Here is a 21141-nt window from a genome sequence, read left to right as displayed (position 1 = left end):
TTATTATACATGTCTTTTGAACAATTAGGAATATCCAAGCAACTTTGTGAAGCTTTACCCTCTCAGGGAATAACCAAACCATTCCCTATTCAGGAAAATGCAATTCCTTTAATTTTAAAAGGAAAAAGTGTTTTGGGTATTGCCCCAACCGGATCAGGAAAAACGGCAAGTTTTATATTACCGATATTAGAAAAGCGTCAGCATTTATCGTATAAAAATTCAAGAAACATTCCCGTTTTAATACTTGTTCCCACCAGAGAATTAGCTATACAGATCGAAGCATTTGTAAAATCGTGTACTTCTTTTCTAAAAAGACCTGTAAAAGGAATGGCTGTTTACGGAGGCGCTTCGATAAATCCGCAGATGAAAAACATGATGGGTACCGAGCTGCTTATTGCTACACCCGGCAGGTTACTTGACCTTATGGAACAAAACGCTTTATCGCTGTCTCAATTAGAAACACTGATTATAGACGAGGCAGATAAAATGTTTCAATTAGGTTTTGAAGAAGAATTACAATCTGTTTTAAAAGAAATTCCGTCAGCAAGCCAATACATACTGTTTTCTGCAACGTTGAATGACAAGGTTGAAAAAATAAAATCTACACTACATGCAACATTTGAAACGGTTGAAGTAAAAAACGAAACAGAAACAGTAGCAGCAATAGATCAGCTTGCCTATTATGTTACACCAGAACGTAAAGGTCCTTTCTTAAGATATCTGTTAAAAACCGAAATTACCACACAAGTCCTGATATTTGTTTCATCTACACGAACGGCAGACAATCTTGTGGTTAAACTGGTTAAAAACGGAATAAAGGCATCGGCATTGCACAGTAAAAAAACACAGGGTGCAAGAAATCAAACCTTACAAGACTTTAAAGACGGTACAATTCAGGTTCTTATTTCCACAGATCTTTTGTCGCGAGGGATTCATATAGATTTGTTACCTGTTGTTATAAATTACGAACTACCACGCTCTCCGTTTGATTATGTTCACAGAATAGGTCGAACAGGAAGAGCAAATGAAAAGGGAAAAGCTATTACAATTTTAACTGTAGAAGATATACATCATTTTAAGGTTATTCAGAAAAAAATGAAATACTTTATAGAGCCAATTCCAACAGATGGCATCGATTTAAATAAATTCTAATAGAAAAACCGTTTCACTAATTAGCTGTGAAGCGGTTTTCATTTATAATTATATCTTCTTCTTTAAAACCGAAAGCCAGTTAATTACCTAACAATAAATTAGATTTTGGTTTGATATGGTCTTACTTCAAGACGCACTTTTTTACTCATTCAAATAAAAGAATTTACAATCTTTTGTATCTCAAGAACATTTAACAATTAAAAATAGTAAAAAAACATTGCATACTTATTGAATAATTCTAAATTTGTCACCTACTTAACTTAAAATACCACACAATTTTCACCTATTTAATGCATATTTAGAAATGAGTAACAAAAAACATCTATCCGAAAAATTTGCTTTTCTGGGATCCGAATTTTTAGCGGAACTTGATAATTGTGCTGTTATAGCGGAAGTTAAAGCCCGTACAGAGATTATTGCTCCGGGGCAACGTATTAACAACATTCCCATTCTGCTTAGCGGGTCGGTTAAGGTTTATACGTTGAACGACGGTCGTGAACTGCTGTATTACTACATAAAACCCGGTGAAAGCTGTATTATGACGGTTGCATCGATCTTTCAGAATTCCATAAGCCGTATTTATGCCTATGCCGAAGAGCATTCAAAATTCGCTTTAATCCCGGTATCTGATTTTTTAAGGTTTGTAAAAAAATATCCGTTAATAAATACCGTATTTTACGAAGAATACGATACTCGATTTACCGCGCTGATGGACATGGTAAATGATGCCGTGTACCATAAACTAGATATTAGGGTATTTAACTACATTCAAAAACAAGTAGAACTTACCGGAACTAACCCGGTAATGATCTCGCACAAAGAAATAGCTACCGGATTGGGAACTGTACGCGAAGTGGTAAGCAGAGTACTTAAAAAACTTGTTAACGAAGGTCATGTTGTGCAACACAAATACGGAATTGAACTACTAAACAAGAAAAAGGTAAGCCCATAAAAAATACGATTGCTTTAAGAGTGTTTCTTATCTCATAAAATTGTACCGTTACTTATAATCATTTAAAATAGCGTCAAAACCCGGTTGAAGTGACTAAAGTCACCAACTAGATTTAACGTGGTTTATAATTTTGTTAAAACTTCTTAACAAAACAATAAATGATTAAACGCGTTACAATGCTTTTACTGTTGTCGTCATCCGCTCTATTTGCCCAGGAAGACGACCTGTTAAAACAAATTGACACCTTAAGTACTAATTCCGATTTTGTACCACCCGCATTTAAAGGACTACAGATTGTTACGGCTCAATCTACCAAACTCGCTGCAAAAGGAGACCTTTATTTTGTGGTTGCGCACCGCTTTGGCGATGTAAGCGAAGGATTCGACAACTTTTTCGGATTGGATGATGCAGCTACAAAAATCGGTTTTATCTACGGTTTAAGCGACAATTTGTCTTTAAGCCTTTCAAGGGAAACGTTCATGAAAACCTATGAAGGTGCAATTAAATACCGAATTATAAAACAATCTGAAAAATTACCTGTGGAAGTAGTTGGCTACCATACTGTGGCATTGAATTCGGAATTAGACAAAGAGGATTTTCCGAAATTGGAGTTTTCCAACCGTATCTCCTATCTTTCGCAATTGCTAATTTCAAGAAGATTCAGTGAAAGTTTTTCGCTACAGTTATCGCCATCTTATGTACACAAAAACCTGTACATGCCCAATACAGACGAAAAAGACCAGATGCTGGCAGGTTTTGGCGGCAGATACAAAATCTCAAAACGAGTTTCCATCAATGCGGAGTACTTCGTTAATTTCTCAGAGTCTGACGTTTATAAAAATCCAGCATCGCTTGGTGTAGATATCGAAACAGGCGGACACGTATTCCAGCTTCTTTTTTCCAACTCACAAGTCAATTCAGACATCGGTTACCTTACCAATGCAACAGGAGATTGGGGAAAAGGCAAAATTTATTTTGGGTTTAACCTTTACAGAGTTTTTTAGTATGAAAAAGAATTTATTTACAGCAATTATACTTGGTATTGCAATGGTATCGTGTGAAAGTTCCACTTACGACGAAGTTTCAAACACAGAAGTTCCAACAGAAAAAATCACCTATACCAAGCACGTAAAAGGTATTATGGAGGCAAAATGTACTTCGTGCCATTCCACAGGCGGTTCGGCATCGTCACGACCACTAAACACCTATGCACAGGTAAACGGAGCGATCAACCAAATAATAGACCGAATCCAGCGACCGGCAGGTGATCCATTACGTATGCCTCAGGGAGGAACCATGTCTGCAGCCGACATCAGCATCGTTGTAAAATGGAAAGAAGACGGACTTTTAGAAAATTAGACCATGAAAAAAGTGTTATTATTATTAACAATAGCATTATGCACGCAGGTTGTGAGTGCACAGAAATATAGCACCAAAAACGGAAAACTCGCTTTTGAAGCATCGGTACCGCTTTTTGAAGATGTAAATGCCAAAGACAGCAACAACGTTACGGTTCTAGATGCCGCTACGGGCTCAATTGCATCGGTCTCCTCTGTAAGCAACTTTAAGTTTACCGTGAAGCTAATGGAAGAACATTTTAACGAAAGTTACGCCGAAACAGCCAAATACCCTAAAACAACCTTTAAAGGAAAAATAGTGAATTTTAAGCTTAGCGATCTTACGTCTACCGCTAAAAAATATACCATAGAGGGTACACTGAACTTTCACGGTACAGACCGACCGGTAAAATCTGTAGCAACTGTTACCTTAAAAGATGGAAAAATTACTGTAACAGGTTCTTTTAAGGCACGTCCGGCAGATTATAAAGTTACGATTCCAAAAATGATGACAAAAAAAATTGCAGAAGAAGTAGATGTAACCTACAATTTTACATTAGTAAAGCAGTAAGATTATGAAAAAAACAGTATTCACCCTGCTACTTATCATCTGTTCGATATCAAGCAACGCACAAAACAGCGATAAAAGCATTTTTGATATTGCCCGAAACGGATCACTTACAGAATTGAGTGCATTGACCGAAAAAGATCCGAAGGCAATCAATGAAATCGATTCGCGTGGTTATACAGCCTTGATCCTTGCCTGCTACCGCTGTAACATTCCGGTAGCTATGCACTTGATCGATCACGCAGACAATATCAACCATGTAAGTGCACAAGGAACCGCTTTAGCAACCATGACAGTACATTACAACAAAGACCTTACCTTGAAACTTCTTGAAAAAGGAGCCAATCCAAATCTGGCAGACCAAAATGGTGAAACCCCTTTGTTTTTAGCAGTAAAAAGTGGTAATGAAGAACTGGTACGTCTGCTTCTGGATCATAAGGCAGACCCAACGATAAAAGACAATCAGGAGAAAACTGTTTTTGAATACGCTATAGAAAGCAGAAACCAAGCAATAATCAATCTTTTAAAAAAATAAAAAATGAAAAAAATCTTTACTTTAACAGCATTTCTAACCATTTTGGCAGCAAATGCACAATTTACCTCGGGTAACGTAACACTTGGCAGCACAGGAATGGTTGTAAAACTAGAAACAAATGCTACAACTGCAACCATTACCCTTACAGGCAACAGCAATTCATACCTTGGTATAGGTTTTGGAAGCGCTGGAATGGACAACGGATCAGACGGATTTATCTACAATTCACAAAGCAATTTAGATTATACTTTCGCCGGTGTGGGATCAAACCCTGTCGCAGATGTAACACAGCATTGGACTGTATCAAGCAATACCGTGGCATCGGGCATCAGAACTATAGTTGCAACCAGAACACTTGCAGGCGGAACAGAAGATTATACCATAGCAAACGCTGCCGGTAACATTTCAATAAGCTATGCAAGAGGAACGGGTTTAAGTTTGGCAAACCACGGAACAAGCCGCGGTTATAGTACATTGGTAATGAAAGCAAGCCTTTCTACAGAAGATTTTGATCAGCAGAAAATCAAAGTATATCCTAATCCGGTTACAGATTTACTACACTTTGGTGAAAACGGAACAATTAAGAAAGTTTCCTTTTATGATACTACGGGAAGAATGATAAAAACTACTTTAACAGAAGGTAAAAGCAGCATCGATGTTTCAACACTTGCTAAAGGTACGTACGTTGTAGAATACGAATTGACCGACGGAAGCATCAGTTACGACAAGATTGTTAAGAAGTAGTTTGGAATAAGCAGCTTTATACTGCATAAATCCTTTTTATAGAAGTTTTACAATTTTACTAAACGCAATACAACAACAAACAACTTTATTCAAAGAAAAACCGTTTTGGACATTAAAAACGGTTTTTTAATTTTAGGCTTTATAGTTTTAGTATCACAACCTTTAAAGACAATCTACATCGCTGCTGCTTTTATAGGTTACCAGTCTTTCGTAATTTTTGATAAGTTTCTCAATATTCCTGCAATCTGAAATTTTGTTTGCGATTTGATCCGTATCTGGATTGTTATCTACACGCGAGCGTAAAATATACTTCTTTTCTAAACATTCAACAGGCTTATCATTAATGACATATCCTCTGTATTCTGTTACATTGTCTTTAGTTTTTCCTTCTGCTTCAAAAGACCACACTACTTCTTTACTGTAAACAAAAAACGCAATACCTTCAGTAACATAATAGCGGTCTGTGGCAGAAAAATGATAATATTCACTGTATGTGTGTTCTATGATTCTTAATTTACCATTTTCGAAAAAATAAGTCAACTCACCGCTTTTTTCATTCTCGCAATTGTAATTAAAGGAGATTTTTTTGAACGATCCATTCTTTTCTCTTTGATCCCATGCCGCATACAATTCCTTTATAGCATCAACATCTTTTGGGGTTTGGTAAGAACCAGATTGTATGGCAGTGTTTTCAACTTTTTCATTCTTTAAAACCTGCCTTCCTTTACTGTTTTCAATACGTTTTTGGCAAGCTACAGTAATTGTTAATAAAGAAAGCAGCAACAAACTGGACCTACTATTTTTAATATGTGTCATACGAAATATATTTAACTATTAATAGAACAATAAAAGCTGTATATAAATTTATACAGCTGTTTATTTTTAAAGTTCATCGATAAATTTAAGGTCAACTTTTAAAGGAATATCTAATTCTCTTAACTTCTGATTCCATGTATCAATCTGTTTGAGCAATTCTTCGGTAAAAACCTTTTTGATTTCTATCTGCTCTTCCAACTCGTCATCATTATCCATTGTTCTCAGTGTGTATTATGTTTGTTTTATAAAATTGAGTCAAATCTTACTAAAGCTGTAATCTTGCCCTAAACTGTTTGGGCGTTATTCCTGTCTGTCCCTTAAAAAACTTGGTAAAGTTGGTTACCTCACTGAAACCGAATTTAAAAGCAATTTCACCAATAGAGTTTTCCATACGGTTTAATTCAATCTGAATTTCAGAAACCAACCGTTTATTTGTCCATTTTTTAGGCGTTGTATTTTCATACTTTTTAAACGCCCTTTCCAAGGTATTCAAGCTTAAATTCATTTTGTCACAAAAGAATTTCAAGCTCTGTCTTTTATTTAACTCGTTATTATAAAGCAATTTAAAATTTCTAACAATTTTAATGTCGTTATCAACTCTAAGCGTTACCTGTTCGTGCTTATGCAGCTCCTCACTAATCAGCAGCATACTGAATACGTAGTTAAGAAGAATCTGTTCTTGAATTTCACTGTAAGGTCTTCTCATTTCGTTAATAATCAGCTGAAACAAGTTAAATACATCTTCAAAACGATCTTCAACCGGAAAGAAAACGATCTTATCAAGGCTATTGAACAACTGCGTATGATGCAGAAAAAAACTCTTCATACTGGTTTTACCGAAAAACGTTTCAGAAAAAATAAGGGCAAATCCCTCACATTCATCTGACGTATGAAACTGCTTGATACGATCGAGCGGGCTAAACAACAAAGCACGGGATTCAACCATAATTTCCTGATTGCCGAGCCTGTAGACACCGTTTCCCTGTATATAAAAATGAACCGTATAGGCACCCGCTTTTTTAGAGGTGAAAAACTCCCGTTCTTCATCACACAGATTTTTTAAAGAATGCAGGCTTAAAAACTGCTTGTTCTTTAAATCTAAAAATGGTTTGGTTAAAAATTCTTTCATCTCCTCTAACTCTTTTACATTACTAATTTTTATTCCTTCCATCTGCTTAATATCAAATAAGAAACCTGTACTTTCACTGCAAATAACCCGCAGTAAACCAATCTTAAAATTCACGAATGCAAACTGTAAACTATGACTTTAAGAGATTTCTCACACAAATGAAGTTCCAATTACTATAACAAACAGAATACCAAAAGTAGCCCTAAATGAACCTTCTATTGATAAAACGTAATAAAACCGGCGATAAAATCCGCATAATTACACAATACTGCTTTATTTATAAAGTATTACTTCTGTAAAATTATAGTGTGAACAACTTAAGCATAACCACCAACAACCTTTTTTCTGCATTAATTTGATTTCACAAACATTAAACTATGAACGTCTGATCTTTAAAACCTTAGAAACAGTAATCATTTCCAATTCTGTTTTGTTCAAATTTAATATTCTTTAACAGTATGTTTTTAATACATTTTCTACAATAAATGGTTAAAATCAGTCAACCAGAGAGTATTGGATTTTAAGAGTAGTGTTACAGCCGTAAAAACAGTCTACTTTTTTAACAAATTAACATACATCAGAAGTCTGGAGATGGAATAAACCTTCTGTTACATATAAGATTCTGTCAGTCTAACATTTTATCAAACATTCTTTTATTACCGTAATAAACGAATACTTTTAATTCCAATTGAACCAATTGATCTTTAGGCTGATAGAGCAAGATTAGCAATTCTTTAACAAAAAAATCCCGAAGTTTTCACTTCGGGATTTTTTATTTTTAAATATCTCTGTTAGGATCAAAAGCTTCTAAATAATTTGCCACTCTTTGAACAAACTGTCCGCCTAAAGAACCATCTACAACTCGGTGGTCATAAGAATGTGATAAGAACATTTTTTGACGGATACCAATGAAATCACCTTCAGGAGTTTCAATAACCGCAGGAACTTTTCTAATAGCTCCCAAAGCTAAAATACCTACTTGCGGCTGACTAATGATTGGTGTACCGAAAACAGATCCAAATGTACCAACGTTTGTAACTGTGTATGTTGCACCTTGTGTATCGTCTGGTTTTAATTTACCATTTCTTGCGCGATCTGCTAAATCGTTAACCGCTTTTGCCATTCCAACTAAATTCAATTGGTCTGCATTTTTAATTACAGGAACAATTAAATTTCCGTTTGGTAAAGCCGCAGCCATTCCTAAATTAATATTTTTACGTTTAATGATATAATCACCATCAACCGAAATATTCATCATTGGGAAATCTTTCAATGCTTTTGCAACAGCTTCCATAAAGATCGGTGTAAAAGTAAGCTTCTCTCCTTCTCTCTTCTCGAAAGCATTTTTAGTTTTATTTCTCCAGTTTACGATGTTTGTAACATCAACTTCGATAAACGACTGAACGTGAGCCGATGTTTGAACCGATTGAACCATGTGGTGCGCAATCATTTTACGCATACGATCCATTTCTACAATCTCGTCTTGTCCGTTTACAGAAACCGGTGCCGCTTTAGCAGCAACTGGCTGTGCAGTTTGTGCTGGAGCCGCTGTTTTTTGAACAGGAGCTGCCGCAGGTTGTGAACCTCTGTTTTTAACGTAATCTAATATATCTGTTTTGGTAATTCTACCATCTTTTCCGGTTCCGTTGATTGCTTCTAATTCGGCAATAGAAATACCTTCTTCTTTTGCAATATTCTTAACTAAAGGCGAGAAAAACTTTTCCGATGCATTAAAATCCGCAGCTTCTACAGTTTCTTGTGCCTGTGTTACTGTTTTTTCAACTTTTTCAACCGAAACTTCTTCTTTTGCAGGTGCAGCACTTGGTTGTGCAGCATCGCCACCTTCTGTTTCAATAATGGCAATTGTTTGCCCTACTTGAACAACATCATCTTTCTGAAATAAAATTTCAATTATTTTACCACTAACTTCAGTAGGTACTTCACTATCAACTTTATCGGTAGCTACTTCAACAATTGTTTCGTCTTGTTCAACAGTATCTCCAACATTTTTTACCCAATTTGTAATGGTTGCCTCTGCAACACTTTCACCCATTTTAGGTAATTTTAATTCAAACTTTGCCATATTTTTAGTAAAGAGTTGTATTTAGATTAAAGTATTACAAAAATAGTAATTTTTAAGACTATTTACCTGTTTATTTAAAATTTTTAATGGTTAGAAAGATAAAATTTCTCCCCTATCGTTTTTATCGTTGCTTCCGATAAAAAAATCTGATTTTAAAGCTCGAATTTTAAACGATTTATTTGTTTTTTGATTTTGATTGATAAATCGTATATAATCTTTATAACTAATTGATTCGCTATCAATTAAAACTTCGATATTTTTATTAGGCTGATTTATTGTTTCGAAATCATCCAGAAAATAAACCCAATCTAAAGGTTTATCCATCTTATTTACAACATTTTGATAAATAGTTACGTTGTTGGTAACCAAAATATAATGATCTGTAAAGTTGGTTGTATTGCTTTTTTCTGATTTCTTTTTAAATGCGAACAATGCAATACCAATATTCATAATACTATTGAACCACCACGATGTTTTAAATTGCTTTTGATAAAAAAACTGCATGGCTTCTTTAAAACGCATCATATATTTTCCGTCTTTCAACGTACTTTCTCCTTTAAAATGAATAACAGTAGTTTTTGGAACGTAATAATTCTGCAAACCTGTTTTTGAAACCATATAACTTAAATCGATATCGTCTGCGTACATAAAACATCCTTCATCGAACCCGTCTACTTGCAAGTAAAGATTTCGTTTCATAAACATAAACGCTCCAACCAAAATATCAACCTTTCCTGTTTCGTTTTCAGAAATATGTTGCGCGTAGTATTTATTAAACCATTTTGTTTTCGGAAAAATTTTATATAACGATGCTACTTTTGTAAAAGCAACCCAAGGTGTAGGCACTCCGCGTTTGCTTTCGGGAAGAAATTTGCCCGATCCGTCGATCAATCTGCAACCTAAAATCCCGGGATCTTTCAGTGTTTGATATTCTTTCAATAAAATTTCAAACGTATCTTCTGCAACAATGGTATCTGGATTCAAAATACAGATAAACTCTCCTTTTGCAAGATCAACACCGATATTATTTCCTTTGGGAAAACCAGAATTTTCTTTCTGATACAAATAAGTTACATCAGGAAAAGTGTGTTGCATCATTTCCTTTGATCCATCGGTAGAAGCATTATCAACAACAATAATTTCACCATTGATGTTTTCAATAGCTTTTTGAACACTTTTTACACAGATTTCTAAAAAGTGCTTCACATTATAATTTAAGATAACGACGGATAGTTGCATGAAAATCTATTTAACGTAAGGCAATTGCGCTTTTATAAAATCGGTTACAAGATATGTTAACAATTTTCCTAACATATTTGCAGGCGATGTACCTAAACTTGCCGATCCTTCGCACAAATGCAGATAGCTTGCGTTTGCATTATTTGCTGTTAGATGTACAAACTGACGCGTTTCTGTAACCGAAAATCCGCTTGATGACATGGCACTGCTTGCAATATTTTCGACTGCATCCACATCAATTTCAATTCCGTACGGTTTGTTTTTTATCAGCTTATTTACGTTGTTTATACTTGTGATGAAATCTTTTTCAAATCGAACCTTTAAATCTTCAAAAGTAAATAACTTCAGTTTTTCGGGCTGATCTTTAAACTGATGCATCATATATTTGTTCAAATAATTTTCATGTGCACCAAAAACGCAGTAAGTATCTAAAAATCCTTCGTTAAAAGCATACGAAAAACCGTTACCACTGTGACGACCTTCCATAGTTCGAAAATCGGTATGGGCATCAAAATTCACAACATTCACGCTTTTGCCTTTTGCCAGCGCCAATCCCTTAATGTTTCCATAGGCATTATTGTGTCCGCCACCAATTACAATCGCCTTTTTACCCGCACGATGAATGAGCGTATTCATATACGTAACGTCTTTATCTATTTCTGAAACTATTTCGTATAAACGCTGCAGATCATCAGGAATATTCGGATTTAAACGTGCTATTTCTTCATCGTATTTTTTGTAATCTAAACAACCTATTACCGCAACGTTTGATGCTTTAAGGTATTTGTTGTTCTGAATGTTTAAAAACGACGATAAAAACACGTCCCAGCTATGGGTATCGCCCAGACGCCCGAAATTTGCCTTGATGCCTACACACTCTTTAATACCGAAAACAATAAACGATGCTTTGGTTTCGTTTAAAAAATCGCTCAAGCTAACTTCTTGATTAGAAGGATATTTGATTTTTTCGCCAAATTTAGTTTCGTCTTTTCTTAAAACTAAATGCTGCGATAAAGTGTTTGTGTTAAAGTATTCAAAATTTTCCATTTAACAGGTGTAAAAAATCATAGTAAAATCAAGAGTTATAAGTATTATTGATACTTTTTTAAAATTTAACATACGTTATCTTATTCAAAATTAATGATTTATTATTAACTTTGTAATAGGTAAATATATATCGATAATTAAATTTCGATTTATAAAAATCTTTTTCATAACTATTTTTTTTCACAGCGACAATGTAAATTGCCGCTGTGTTTTTATTGTTTGATACCGTTTAAATAAACCGATTCTATTGGATTGCTTCCAAAATTATACGGAATGGCATAAATAGAATTTAGAGGTTTTGTAATAAAAAACGATGCTTTTTTTCCTTTGGTAATACTGCCGTATTCGTTTTCAACTTCCAGAGAGTAAGCTGCATTTAATGTTGCGGCGTTAAAAGCTTCTTCTGGAGTCAATTTCATTTTTACGCACGAAGTTGCAACCACAAAATTCATGTTACCGCTTGGTGTTGTTCCAGGATTGTAATCTGATGCGATGACCAACGGCAAATCGGCATCTAACAATTTACGTGCAGGTGTGTAAGGAATTGATATAAAATACGAACAGGTTGGCAAAGCCACAGGAATGGTTTTTCCTTTTTTCAGTGCTTCAATATCTGCATCTTCAACAATTTCCAAATGATCTACCGTAAGAACGTTTTCTTCCACACACATCTCAATTCCGTTGATTGCCGTAAACTGATTAATGTGGATTTTTGATTTTAAACCGTGATTTGTTGCTGCTTTGATAACTTTTCGAGTTTCATCAACGGTGAAATATCCGGTTTCCAAAAAAGCATCAACATAATCTGCCAAGCCCGATTTTGCGATTTCAGGAATCATTACATTACAAATTTCATCTACAAATCCTGCTTGATTGTCTTTAAATTCTGGTGGAACAGCATGCGCACCTAAAAACGTAGCTTTAATTTTTACAGGATAATTATCTTGCAATTTTTTTATAACACGCAGCATTTTTAGTTCGGCTTCTAAACTTAAACCATATCCCGATTTAATTTCGATAACTCCGGTTCCCAAAGCAATTAACTCTTCCAAACGAGCAGCTGCATCTTTATACAATTCGTCTTCAGAAGCATTACGCAGTTTTTCTACCGAATTTAAAATTCCGCCCCCACGTTTGTAAATCTCATCATAACTTAAACCGTTAATTCTATCAACAAATTCTTGTTCGCGGTTGCCTGCATAAACAATGTGCGTGTGACTGTCAATATAGCTGGGCATGATCATTTTACCAGAAACATCAACCGATTCATCAAAATCTGTAGGTGCATTTTCCATAGAACCATAATCTGCAATCAGATCATTTTCAACCATTAAAAAGGCATTTTTTATAGAAGGAAGCTCTTTCATTTGACTTCCTTTTAATATTGATTGATTGTTTTCGCGAACCTGAAAAAGTTCTTTTATATTGTAAAATAGGGTTTTCATTTATTTTGAAAAATTGATAACCAAAGATAGATACTTATTGGAAAAAAGCATAAAAAAATCCGTTTCTTTTGAAAACGGATTGATGTATTAAAAATTCGGACTTAAATTGTATTTCTTGTAGAAGGTATCAATAATTGCTACTACTTCATCGGCTGTATCAACAACCTTTATAAGATTCATGTCTTCTGGCGATGCATTCAGGTATTTTTCAAGCAATACGCTTTTTACCCATTCAAATAAACCAGACCAGAATTCGGTTCCGACTAAAATTATCGGAAATTTTCCTATTTTTTTGGTTTGGATCAAAGTGATTGCTTCAAACAGCTCGTCTAAAGTTCCAAAACCGCCTGGCATTACCACAAAACCTTGCGAATATTTTACGAACATTACTTTACGAACAAAGAAATAATCGAACTGTAAATTTTTGTCGTGGTCAATATACGGATTAAAATGCTGTTCAAAAGGTAAATCGATGTTTAAACCTACCGACGGACCGCCACCTAAATGCGCTCCCTTATTGGCAGCTTCCATAATTCCGGGACCTCCGCCCGAAATTACGCCGTAACCCGCTTTACTTATTTTAAAAGCAATTTCTTCTGCCAGTTTGTAATATGGATTGTCGTTTTTTGTACGTGCCGATCCAAAAATAGATACACACGGACCAATACGGCTCATTTTTTCGTAACCATTTACAAATTCAGACATAATTTTAAAAATTGCCCACGAATCGTTCGATCTGATTTCGTTCCACGATTTCTGTGTTAAACTTTCTTTTATGCGGATGTCTTCTTCTGAAAAATCGTCTTTCATATATTTTTTATTTGATTGTTTATCTCGGATGTTTTAGTTCTTAAAACTAAAAACCTTCAACTAATAACTAACTTAATTCTTTCTTTAAAAAGCGTGCTGTGTGGCTTTTTTTACTTTTCGATACTTTTTCGGGTGTGCCAAAAGCAACTACTTCGCCGCCTTTTTTACCACCTTCGGGACCAATATCGATAATGTAATCTGCCATTTTTATCACGTCCATATTATGTTCGATCACCAAAACGGTATTGCCCTTGTTGACCAATTGCTGCAAGACTTCCATCAGCACACGAATGTCTTCAAAATGCAAACCCGTGGTAGGTTCGTCTAAAATATAAAACGTATTTCCCGTATCTTTTTTAGATAATTCTGTAGCCAGTTTAATTCGCTGTGCTTCGCCACCAGATAACGTGGTACTTTGCTGACCCAGTGTAATGTATCCTAAACCTACATCTTGTATGGTTTTTACCTTACGGTATATTTTTGGAATGTTTTCAAAAAACGGAACGCTTTCATCGATCGTCATGTTTAGAATATCAGCAATTGATTTTCCTTTGTAGCGAATTTCCAATGTTTCGCGATTAAAACGCTTGCCCTGACAGGTTTCACACTCAACATAAACATCAGGCAAAAAGCCCATTTCAATGGTTCGTAAACCCGATCCTTCGCAGGTTTCGCAACGTCCGCCTTTAACATTAAAGCTAAAACGTCCCGGCTTGTAACCGCGAATACTTGCTTCAGGTGTTTTGGTAAACAAGGTTCTAATTTCTGAAAAAACTTCGGTATATGTCGCCGGATTCGAACGTGGTGTTCTACCAATCGGACTTTGATCGATACCTATCACTTTATCGATATGCTCTAAACCTTGCAATTTATCGTAAGGCTGCGGAACTTTAACGGCATTGAAAAAATGCTCGTTTAATATCGGATAAAGTGTTTCATTGATTAAGGTTGATTTACCCGAACCAGACACGCCCGACACACAAATTAAGGTTCCCAACGGAAATTCTACCGTAACATTTTTAAGGTTGTTGCCTTTTGCACCGAAAATTTTCAGTGTTTTACCGTTTCCGCTTCTACGTTCTGCAGGAATTGGAATACTTAAACTTCCGTTTAAATATTGTGCCGTAATAGTATTTTCTTTCAGCAATTCTGCCGGTGTACCTGCACTAATGATCTGTCCGCCGTTTAAACCAGCCTTTGGACCAATATCAATTACATAATCGGCTTCTTCGATCATGTCTTTGTCGTGTTCAACAACTAAAACCGAATTGCCTACATCGCGTAACTGTTTTAACGAAGTAATCAGTTTTTCGTTATCACGCTGGTGCAATCCAATACTTGGTTCATCTAAAATATACAAAACACCCACAAGTTGCGAGCCAATCTGCGTTGCCAGACGAATACGCTGTGCTTCACCACCAGAAAGGGTTTTAGACGATCGGTTTAGCGTAAGGTAATTTAACCCCACATCTAACAAAAAGGTCAAACGGGTAGAAATTTCTTTAACAACTTCACCTGCAATAAGCTGTTGTTTTGAGCTTAAGTTTTTATGCAGTGAGCCAAACCATTCCGACAATTGATCAAGATCCATTGTTGCCAAATCAGCAATATTTTTATCGTTCACTTTAAAATAAAGCGATTCTTTGCGTAGGCGCGAACCATTACATTCGGGACAAATAATTTCGTCCATAAAATCGCCTGCCCAACGTTTTATTGCTGCAGTTGGTGCATCGTTAAACTGATTTTTAATGAAGTTTGATATTCCTTCAAAATCTATTTTATAATCTTTGGTAATACCCAAAATTTTCGATGCAACCGAAAAACTTTCCTTGCCACCATTCAAAATAACATCCAACGCTTCGGCAGGAATATCCTTAATAGAATCGGTCAATTTAAATTCGTAACGTTGTGCAATAATTTCTAACTGCTTAAAAATCCAAGTGCTTTTTTGTTCGCCAATGGGCTCGATTCCACCTGCTTTTATAGACAATTCGTTATTTGGAATGATTTTTTTGCTGTTGATTTCATTGATCGATCCTAAACCGTTGCAAACCGGACACGCACCTTTTGGCGAGTTGAACGAAAAACTATTTGGTTCCGGAATTGGATAGGAAATTCCCGAAGTCGGGCACATTAAATGTCGACTGAAAAAACGCGGTGTTTCACTTTCATGCGGTAAAACTACCATAATGTCTTCACCGTGATACATTGCCGTTTTAATACTTTCAGCCAATCGCTTTTGTGTATCTTCGGAATCATCAACCGCCAAACGGTCAATTACAATTTCTATGTCGTGCATTTTGTATCGATCCAACTTCATACCGGAAACAATATCGCGAATTTCGCCATCGACACGAACTTTTACAAAACCTTGCTTGGCAATTTGTTCAAACAACTCACGATAATGTCCTTTACGAGAACGAATTACGGGCGACAGAATATTAATTCGCTGTCCGGAATAATTTTCAATGATAAGTTGCTGGATTTGCTCATCGGAATAACTGACCATTTTTTCGCCGGTTTCGTACGAAAAAGCATCTGATCCGCGGGCATACAGCAAACGGATGAAATCGTAAATTTCGGTAATGGTTCCAACGGTTGAACGGGGATTTTTGTTAACGGTTTTTTGCTCAATGGCAATCACCGGCGAAAGTCCTTCGATCTTATCAACATCGGGACGTTCTAATCCGCCAAGAAACTGTCGCGCATACGAAGCAAATGTTTCAATATAGCGTCGCTGCCCTTCGGCATAAATGGTGTCAAAGGCTAAAGAAGATTTTCCGGATCCCGATAAACCTGTAATAACCACCAGTTTTTCTCGTGGAATGGTAACATCTATATTTTTTAGGTTGTGAACGCGTGCGCCTAAAACCTGTATATTATCATCGGAGTTTTGCATAGAAAAATTCAAAGTGCAAATATACAAATTGCTTTGTTCTTAAGATATTAAAGCTTTGGTAAAAAGTAATTTTCTATTCAGGTCTGTCTAAACTATATATTAAAGGATCGTTTTCAAATCCGTTTTCATAAACATATAATCTCTTACAATTTTGACATCTTACAACCAATGTCATCTCTTCATATAATTTTTCAGCATCAATAGAATCAAAATACTTATCATACTTTACATCTTCTATCATTAACAATTGATTAGGACTTGGAATATCACTTAAATTAATTACTTCTTTACACAAACACACTACTTTTGGCATAATTACTCAATCCTTAAATTCTTTAAATTTTCACGGTAAACTTCTAAAATTTTCACTTTGGTAACGTAACCAATCAGTTTGTCTTGCTGGGTTACCAGTATTTCTGAGAGATTGTTTTCGTCAATCAATTGAAGTGCATTGCCTGTGTTTTCTGAAAGCGATACCAAAAAAGCAGGCTTCATTTCGGTTTCTATAAATGTGGAGCTTAATTTGTAAGTGTTAAACAATATAGATCGAACATCATTCAAATAAATAACTCCCAACACATTTCGTTCTACATTTATTATGGGAATAAAAGTTTGACTGGTAGTTAAAAACAGGTTTTTAACATCGTACATAGAGTTCTCTGTTGTTAAAACTTCGGCATCGTTACTGTATATGTTGTGCAATTCGATTTTATTCAGAATATTTTTGTCTTTGTCTGATGTAAACACCAAGCCTTTATCTGCAATGGTAAAAATGTCCATAGAATATTTATCGTATCGTTTCGAAATCGCAAAACTGATTGATGAAACAATTAACAAGGGAACCATTAAACCGTAACCGCCGGTAATTTCGGCTATCAGGAAAATGGCAGTTAATGGAGCATGGAACAAACCACTTAAAACGGCTGCCATACCTACTACAGTAAAATTTTCTATAGGTAGTTTTTTAAGTCCGATCAACTCAATAAACTTTGCCACCATATATCCTAGGTAAGAACCTACAAAAAGCGATGGAGCAAAGTTTCCACCGTTTCCGCCCGATCCCAATGTTAAACCGGTTGCTATACTTTTAATGAATGCCGTTAACCCAACAAAAGCAAGTACAATCCATGGGTTTTTCCTAAATTTTTCAAGCAAGGAATTTTCAAGAATGTCGGCTGCATTGTTATTTGCTAAAGACTTTATACTTTCGTAGCCTTCACCAAAAAGCGTAGGAAATAGAAAAATAAGAATCGCCAGCATGCTTGCCCCAATTAAAGCTTTTCGATAAGTACCAAAAGGTAAGTTTGCTGCAAAATGCTCCACCTTCCGGAACATTCGGGCGTGATATATCGAGAAAAAACCTGCGGCAACACCTACCAGCGCATAATAGCCTATGTTGGAATAATCAAAAGTAAACTGACTTTTAAAATTAAGTATGATACTTTCTTTTAAAACAACTGCCGAAACAATGGCGCCGGTTGCCGATGAAATCATTAACGGAATAAACGCCGTAACGCTCATATCGGCAATAATCACTTCAATGGCGAAAAGTACGCCGGCAATAGGCGCATTAAACGCAGCTGCAATTCCCGATGCTACACCACATGCAAGCAAAAGCGTACGATCTTTATAATTAAAGCGGAAATTTTGTGCAAAGTTTGATCCAAAAGCGGCACCTGTAATGGTAATAGGAGATTCCAATCCGGCAGATCCACCCAAACCAACGGTTAACGAACTGGTAATTATCTGCGCGTACATCTGCTTTTTAGGCATATAACCCGACTTTTTGGCAACGGCGATCATAATTTGGCTTGTACCTTTTTCTATAGATCCTTCTAAAAATTTTTTTATTACAAAAACGGTCAGTAGAATACCGATTACAGGAAAAATACTGTTTGAAAAAGGCAATTTGTAAATAGTATCTAAATAAGTTGCCAATTTAAAAACGCTATGCGCAAACGATTTAAGCAAAATAACCGCCAACGCAGACGAAATACCAACCAAAACACATGAAATATATAAAAACTGACGATCAGAAATAATTGTCTTTAATAAATACAATATTCCTTCAAGGTATCGAAAAGCTTTTTTAAATCGGTATTTTTTGTTTTTGGCTGCGTCCATTGTGCAAAAGTAACGTACTAAAAATTAAAACCCAATCATTTTTTAAGTTCTTGTTCAATTCTAATGCGTTCTGTTTCGGCATGCACCATTAAATCTTTAAAGAACAAATGAAATTCCCTCTGAAAATCTTCGTAATTCGCATATAGATCGTCAACAGCTTCGTACATGTTCGATTTCATAGCAAAACGATAATCCATCTGTTTCAAAATCTGCTGTAAATCGGTTAAATTGGCATACCTAGCTAGCCAGTTTTCTTTGGTAAGATACGGCAACAAATTTTGAGTTTTTAGATTTAGTTCCTCTTTATAATTCTTTAAACTTCGATAAAATCGCTGGGTAAATACTTCCAGATCTTCATGATGATACATTGCCCATTCCTTCGCCAGAAAATGATCGTAAAACATATCGATAATAATTCCTGAAAAATGATTGAACTTTGGAACCAATCGGTATTTAGACTGACGGAATATCGGGTGAAAATCAGTAAAACTATCAATAGAACGATGCAATAAAACACCCAATTGAATATCGGTATGATAATTTTTGTAGTCTTTTCCACGGATACCATCGCCCATAAAATTGCCGATCTGTATGCGTTCGTTTGTACCCGATAAATAGATGTGTGCTAGAAAATTCATATCATAAAAATAACTGCAATAGTATCTATCTAAAGTAATCATTCTTTATATTTGTTTGTTAAAAAAAATAAATAAATGACCTTAATAAAATCAATTTCCGGAATTCGCGGGACCATTGGCGGTAACGTGGGCGAAAATTTAACTCCGATCGATGCCGTAAAATTTGCATCGGCTTACGGAACCTTCTTAAAAAACAGTTTGCAAAAAGATAAATTAACCGTTGTAATTGGTCGCGATGCACGTATTTCGGGTCCTATGATCCACCAGTTGGTTATGCAAACATTGGTTGGTTTGGGAATTAACATTATAGATTTAGGCTTATCAACCACGCCAACTGTTGAAGTTGCTGTTCCTTTGGAAAAAGCCGATGGTGGAATTATTCTAACAGCATCGCACAATCCAAAACAATGGAATGCACTGAAATTATTGAACAATAAAGGCGAATTTTTAAGCGGAGCCGAAGGCGCTTTGATTTTGGAAATTGCAGAATCTGACAGTTTTGATTTTGCCGATGTTGATTCGTTGGGAACTATTACCGAAATTACCGATTACATGGATCGACATATTAATGAAGTTTTAAATCTGAAATTGGTTGATGTTGAAGCCGTAAAAAGCAAAAAATTCAAGGTAGTTGTCGATGGTGTAAATTCTTCTGGCGGAATCGTTATTCCAGATCTTTTAAAGAAAATGGGCGTTGAAGTGGTTGAATTGTACTGTGAACCAAACGGACATTTTCCTCACAATCCCGAGCCTTTAAAAGAACATTTAACCGATATTTGCGAATTGGTTGTAAAAGAAAAAGCCGATTTTGGTATTGTCGTTGATCCCGATGTAGATCGTTTGGCGTTTATTAGCAACAACGGTGAAATGTTTGGCGAAGAATACACATTGGTTGCAGTTGCCGATTATGTGTTGAGTAAAACCCCTGGTAATACGGTTTCAAACATGTCGTCTTCTCGAGCTTTAAGAGATGTTACCGAAAAACACAACGGAATATACGAAGCATCGGCAGTTGGCGAAGTAAATGTGGTTGAATTAATGAAGAAAAACAATGCCATAATTGGCGGCGAAGGTAACGGTGGAATCATTTATCCTGAAATTCATTACGGTCGCGATGCTTTGGTTGGTGTGGCTTTATTTTTAACTCATTTGACAAAGCAAGATTTAGATGTAGCAGATTTAAGAGCATCGTATCCGGCTTATTATATGAGTAAAAATAAAATAGAACTAACACCTGAAATCAATGTGGATGCTATTTTAGAAGAAATGCAGAAAATCTATGCTAACGAAAAAATCAGTACGGTTGACGGAGTTAAGATTGATTTAGCAGATTCCTGGGTTCACTTAAGAAAATCTAATACTGAACCAATTATCCGTATTTATACCGAAGCACCAACACAAACTGCTGCCGATAATTTAGCGCAAAAAATATTGAAAGAGATTGAAAATATTGTTAAGTAATATTTTCTAATCATCATAATTATCCAAACTCCTGCATTCGTAGGAGTTTTTTTATTCATAATTTGGGCAATCCCTTCCGCTGTTGCTACAGTTCGGGCTTTCGCGAGTCGCTTTTGTTTTTTCAAAACAAAGAGCTCCAACAATCGCTCTATCCCTATTGCG

Annotated in this window: 20 protein-coding genes; 8 read left to right on the top strand and 12 right to left on the bottom strand. The window is 35.6% G+C overall.

Annotated features, from left to right (window positions below):
• Nucleotides 1–9: 9 nt before the first annotated feature.
• The 7 genes from F0460_RS13950 to F0460_RS13920 all read left to right on the top strand — a co-directional run bounded on the left by F0460_RS13950 (nucleotide 10) and on the right by F0460_RS13920 (nucleotide 5288).
• The gene (locus tag F0460_RS13950) at nucleotides 10–1152 is read left to right on the top strand and encodes a DEAD/DEAH box helicase (RefSeq protein ID WP_150014288.1); all 1143 of its coding nucleotides are present in this window, start codon (nucleotides 10–12) and stop codon (nucleotides 1150–1152) included.
• Between the two features lie 304 nt (nucleotides 1153–1456).
• Nucleotides 1457–2104: a Crp/Fnr family transcriptional regulator gene (locus F0460_RS13945; RefSeq protein WP_150014286.1), complete on the top strand. Its 648-nt coding sequence runs from the start codon at nucleotides 1457–1459 to the stop codon at nucleotides 2102–2104.
• 158 nt (nucleotides 2105–2262) lie between these two features.
• Complete coding sequence (locus F0460_RS13940) at nucleotides 2263–3108, top strand: DUF5777 family beta-barrel protein (protein ID WP_150014284.1); 846 nt, start codon at nucleotides 2263–2265, stop codon at nucleotides 3106–3108.
• A 1-nt stretch (nucleotide 3109) separates the two neighbouring features.
• Complete coding sequence (locus F0460_RS13935; RefSeq protein ID WP_223810826.1) at nucleotides 3110–3463, top strand: c-type cytochrome; 354 nt, start codon at nucleotides 3110–3112, stop codon at nucleotides 3461–3463.
• 3 nt (nucleotides 3464–3466) lie between these two features.
• Nucleotides 3467–4012: a YceI family protein gene (locus F0460_RS13930; RefSeq protein WP_150014282.1), complete on the top strand. Its 546-nt coding sequence runs from the start codon at nucleotides 3467–3469 to the stop codon at nucleotides 4010–4012.
• Nucleotides 4013–4016: 4 nt separating this feature from the next.
• Nucleotides 4017–4544 carry an ankyrin repeat domain-containing protein gene (locus F0460_RS13925; RefSeq protein WP_150014281.1) on the top strand — a complete coding sequence of 176 codons (528 nt, stop codon included), beginning with the start codon at nucleotides 4017–4019 and terminating at the stop codon, nucleotides 4542–4544.
• A gap of 3 nt (nucleotides 4545–4547) precedes the next feature.
• Nucleotides 4548–5288, top strand: coding sequence for a T9SS type A sorting domain-containing protein (locus tag F0460_RS13920; protein WP_150014279.1), 741 nt, complete (start codon nucleotides 4548–4550; stop codon nucleotides 5286–5288).
• 162 nt (nucleotides 5289–5450) lie between these two features.
• On the opposite strand, the gene F0460_RS13915 is transcribed toward F0460_RS13920, so the two are convergent.
• From F0460_RS13915 to F0460_RS13865, 12 genes are all read right to left on the bottom strand, one after another.
• Complete coding sequence (locus F0460_RS13915; RefSeq protein ID WP_150014277.1) at nucleotides 5451–6104, bottom strand: hypothetical protein; 654 nt, start codon at nucleotides 6102–6104, stop codon at nucleotides 5451–5453.
• Between the two features lie 66 nt (nucleotides 6105–6170).
• On the bottom strand, nucleotides 6171–6320 hold the full coding sequence (locus tag F0460_RS16230) for a hypothetical protein (protein ID WP_190304161.1): 150 nt from the start codon (nucleotides 6318–6320) through the stop codon (nucleotides 6171–6173).
• 49 nt (nucleotides 6321–6369) lie between these two features.
• Nucleotides 6370–7347, bottom strand: coding sequence for a helix-turn-helix domain-containing protein (locus F0460_RS13910; protein WP_150014275.1), 978 nt, complete (start codon nucleotides 7345–7347; stop codon nucleotides 6370–6372).
• A 664-nt stretch (nucleotides 7348–8011) separates the two neighbouring features.
• On the bottom strand, nucleotides 8012–9316 hold the full coding sequence (locus tag F0460_RS13905) for a dihydrolipoamide acetyltransferase family protein (protein WP_150014273.1): 1305 nt from the start codon (nucleotides 9314–9316) through the stop codon (nucleotides 8012–8014).
• A gap of 90 nt (nucleotides 9317–9406) precedes the next feature.
• Complete coding sequence (locus F0460_RS13900) at nucleotides 9407–10555, bottom strand: glycosyltransferase family 2 protein (protein WP_150014271.1); 1149 nt, start codon at nucleotides 10553–10555, stop codon at nucleotides 9407–9409.
• 6 nt (nucleotides 10556–10561) lie between these two features.
• Nucleotides 10562–11602 carry an arginase family protein gene (locus F0460_RS13895; RefSeq protein WP_150014269.1) on the bottom strand — a complete coding sequence of 347 codons (1041 nt, stop codon included), beginning with the start codon at nucleotides 11600–11602 and terminating at the stop codon, nucleotides 10562–10564.
• Nucleotides 11603–11814: 212 nt separating this feature from the next.
• A complete protein-coding gene (hutI, locus tag F0460_RS13890; RefSeq protein WP_150014267.1) occupies nucleotides 11815–13047 on the bottom strand; it encodes an imidazolonepropionase in 1233 nt (410 codons plus the stop codon).
• 87 nt (nucleotides 13048–13134) lie between these two features.
• Nucleotides 13135–13857, bottom strand: a complete 723-nt coding sequence (locus tag F0460_RS13885; RefSeq protein WP_150014265.1) for an LOG family protein — start codon at nucleotides 13855–13857, stop codon at nucleotides 13135–13137.
• Nucleotides 13858–13924: 67 nt separating this feature from the next.
• Nucleotides 13925–16756 carry an excinuclease ABC subunit UvrA gene (gene uvrA / locus F0460_RS13880; RefSeq protein ID WP_150014263.1) on the bottom strand — a complete coding sequence of 944 codons (2832 nt, stop codon included), beginning with the start codon at nucleotides 16754–16756 and terminating at the stop codon, nucleotides 13925–13927.
• A gap of 73 nt (nucleotides 16757–16829) precedes the next feature.
• Nucleotides 16830–17069 (bottom strand): hypothetical protein, encoded by a 240-nt coding sequence (locus F0460_RS13875; protein WP_150014261.1) that lies wholly within the window; start codon nucleotides 17067–17069, stop codon nucleotides 16830–16832.
• Between the two features lie 2 nt (nucleotides 17070–17071).
• A complete protein-coding gene (locus F0460_RS13870; protein ID WP_150014259.1) occupies nucleotides 17072–18880 on the bottom strand; it encodes a chloride channel protein in 1809 nt (602 codons plus the stop codon).
• Nucleotides 18881–18915: 35 nt separating this feature from the next.
• On the bottom strand, nucleotides 18916–19518 hold the full coding sequence (locus F0460_RS13865) for an acyl carrier protein phosphodiesterase (RefSeq protein ID WP_150014257.1): 603 nt from the start codon (nucleotides 19516–19518) through the stop codon (nucleotides 18916–18918).
• Between the two features lie 75 nt (nucleotides 19519–19593).
• On the opposite strand from F0460_RS13865, the gene glmM reads away from it, so the two are divergent.
• The gene (glmM, locus tag F0460_RS13860; protein WP_150014255.1) at nucleotides 19594–20979 is read left to right on the top strand and encodes a phosphoglucosamine mutase; all 1386 of its coding nucleotides are present in this window, start codon (nucleotides 19594–19596) and stop codon (nucleotides 20977–20979) included.
• The last annotated feature ends 162 nt before the right edge of the window (nucleotides 20980–21141 follow it).

Source organism: Paenimyroides baculatum, from assembly GCF_008629655.1.
Classification (GTDB): domain Bacteria; phylum Bacteroidota; class Bacteroidia; order Flavobacteriales; family Flavobacteriaceae; genus Flavobacterium; species Flavobacterium baculatum.
This window is presented reverse-complemented; position numbering and strand designations above follow the sequence as displayed.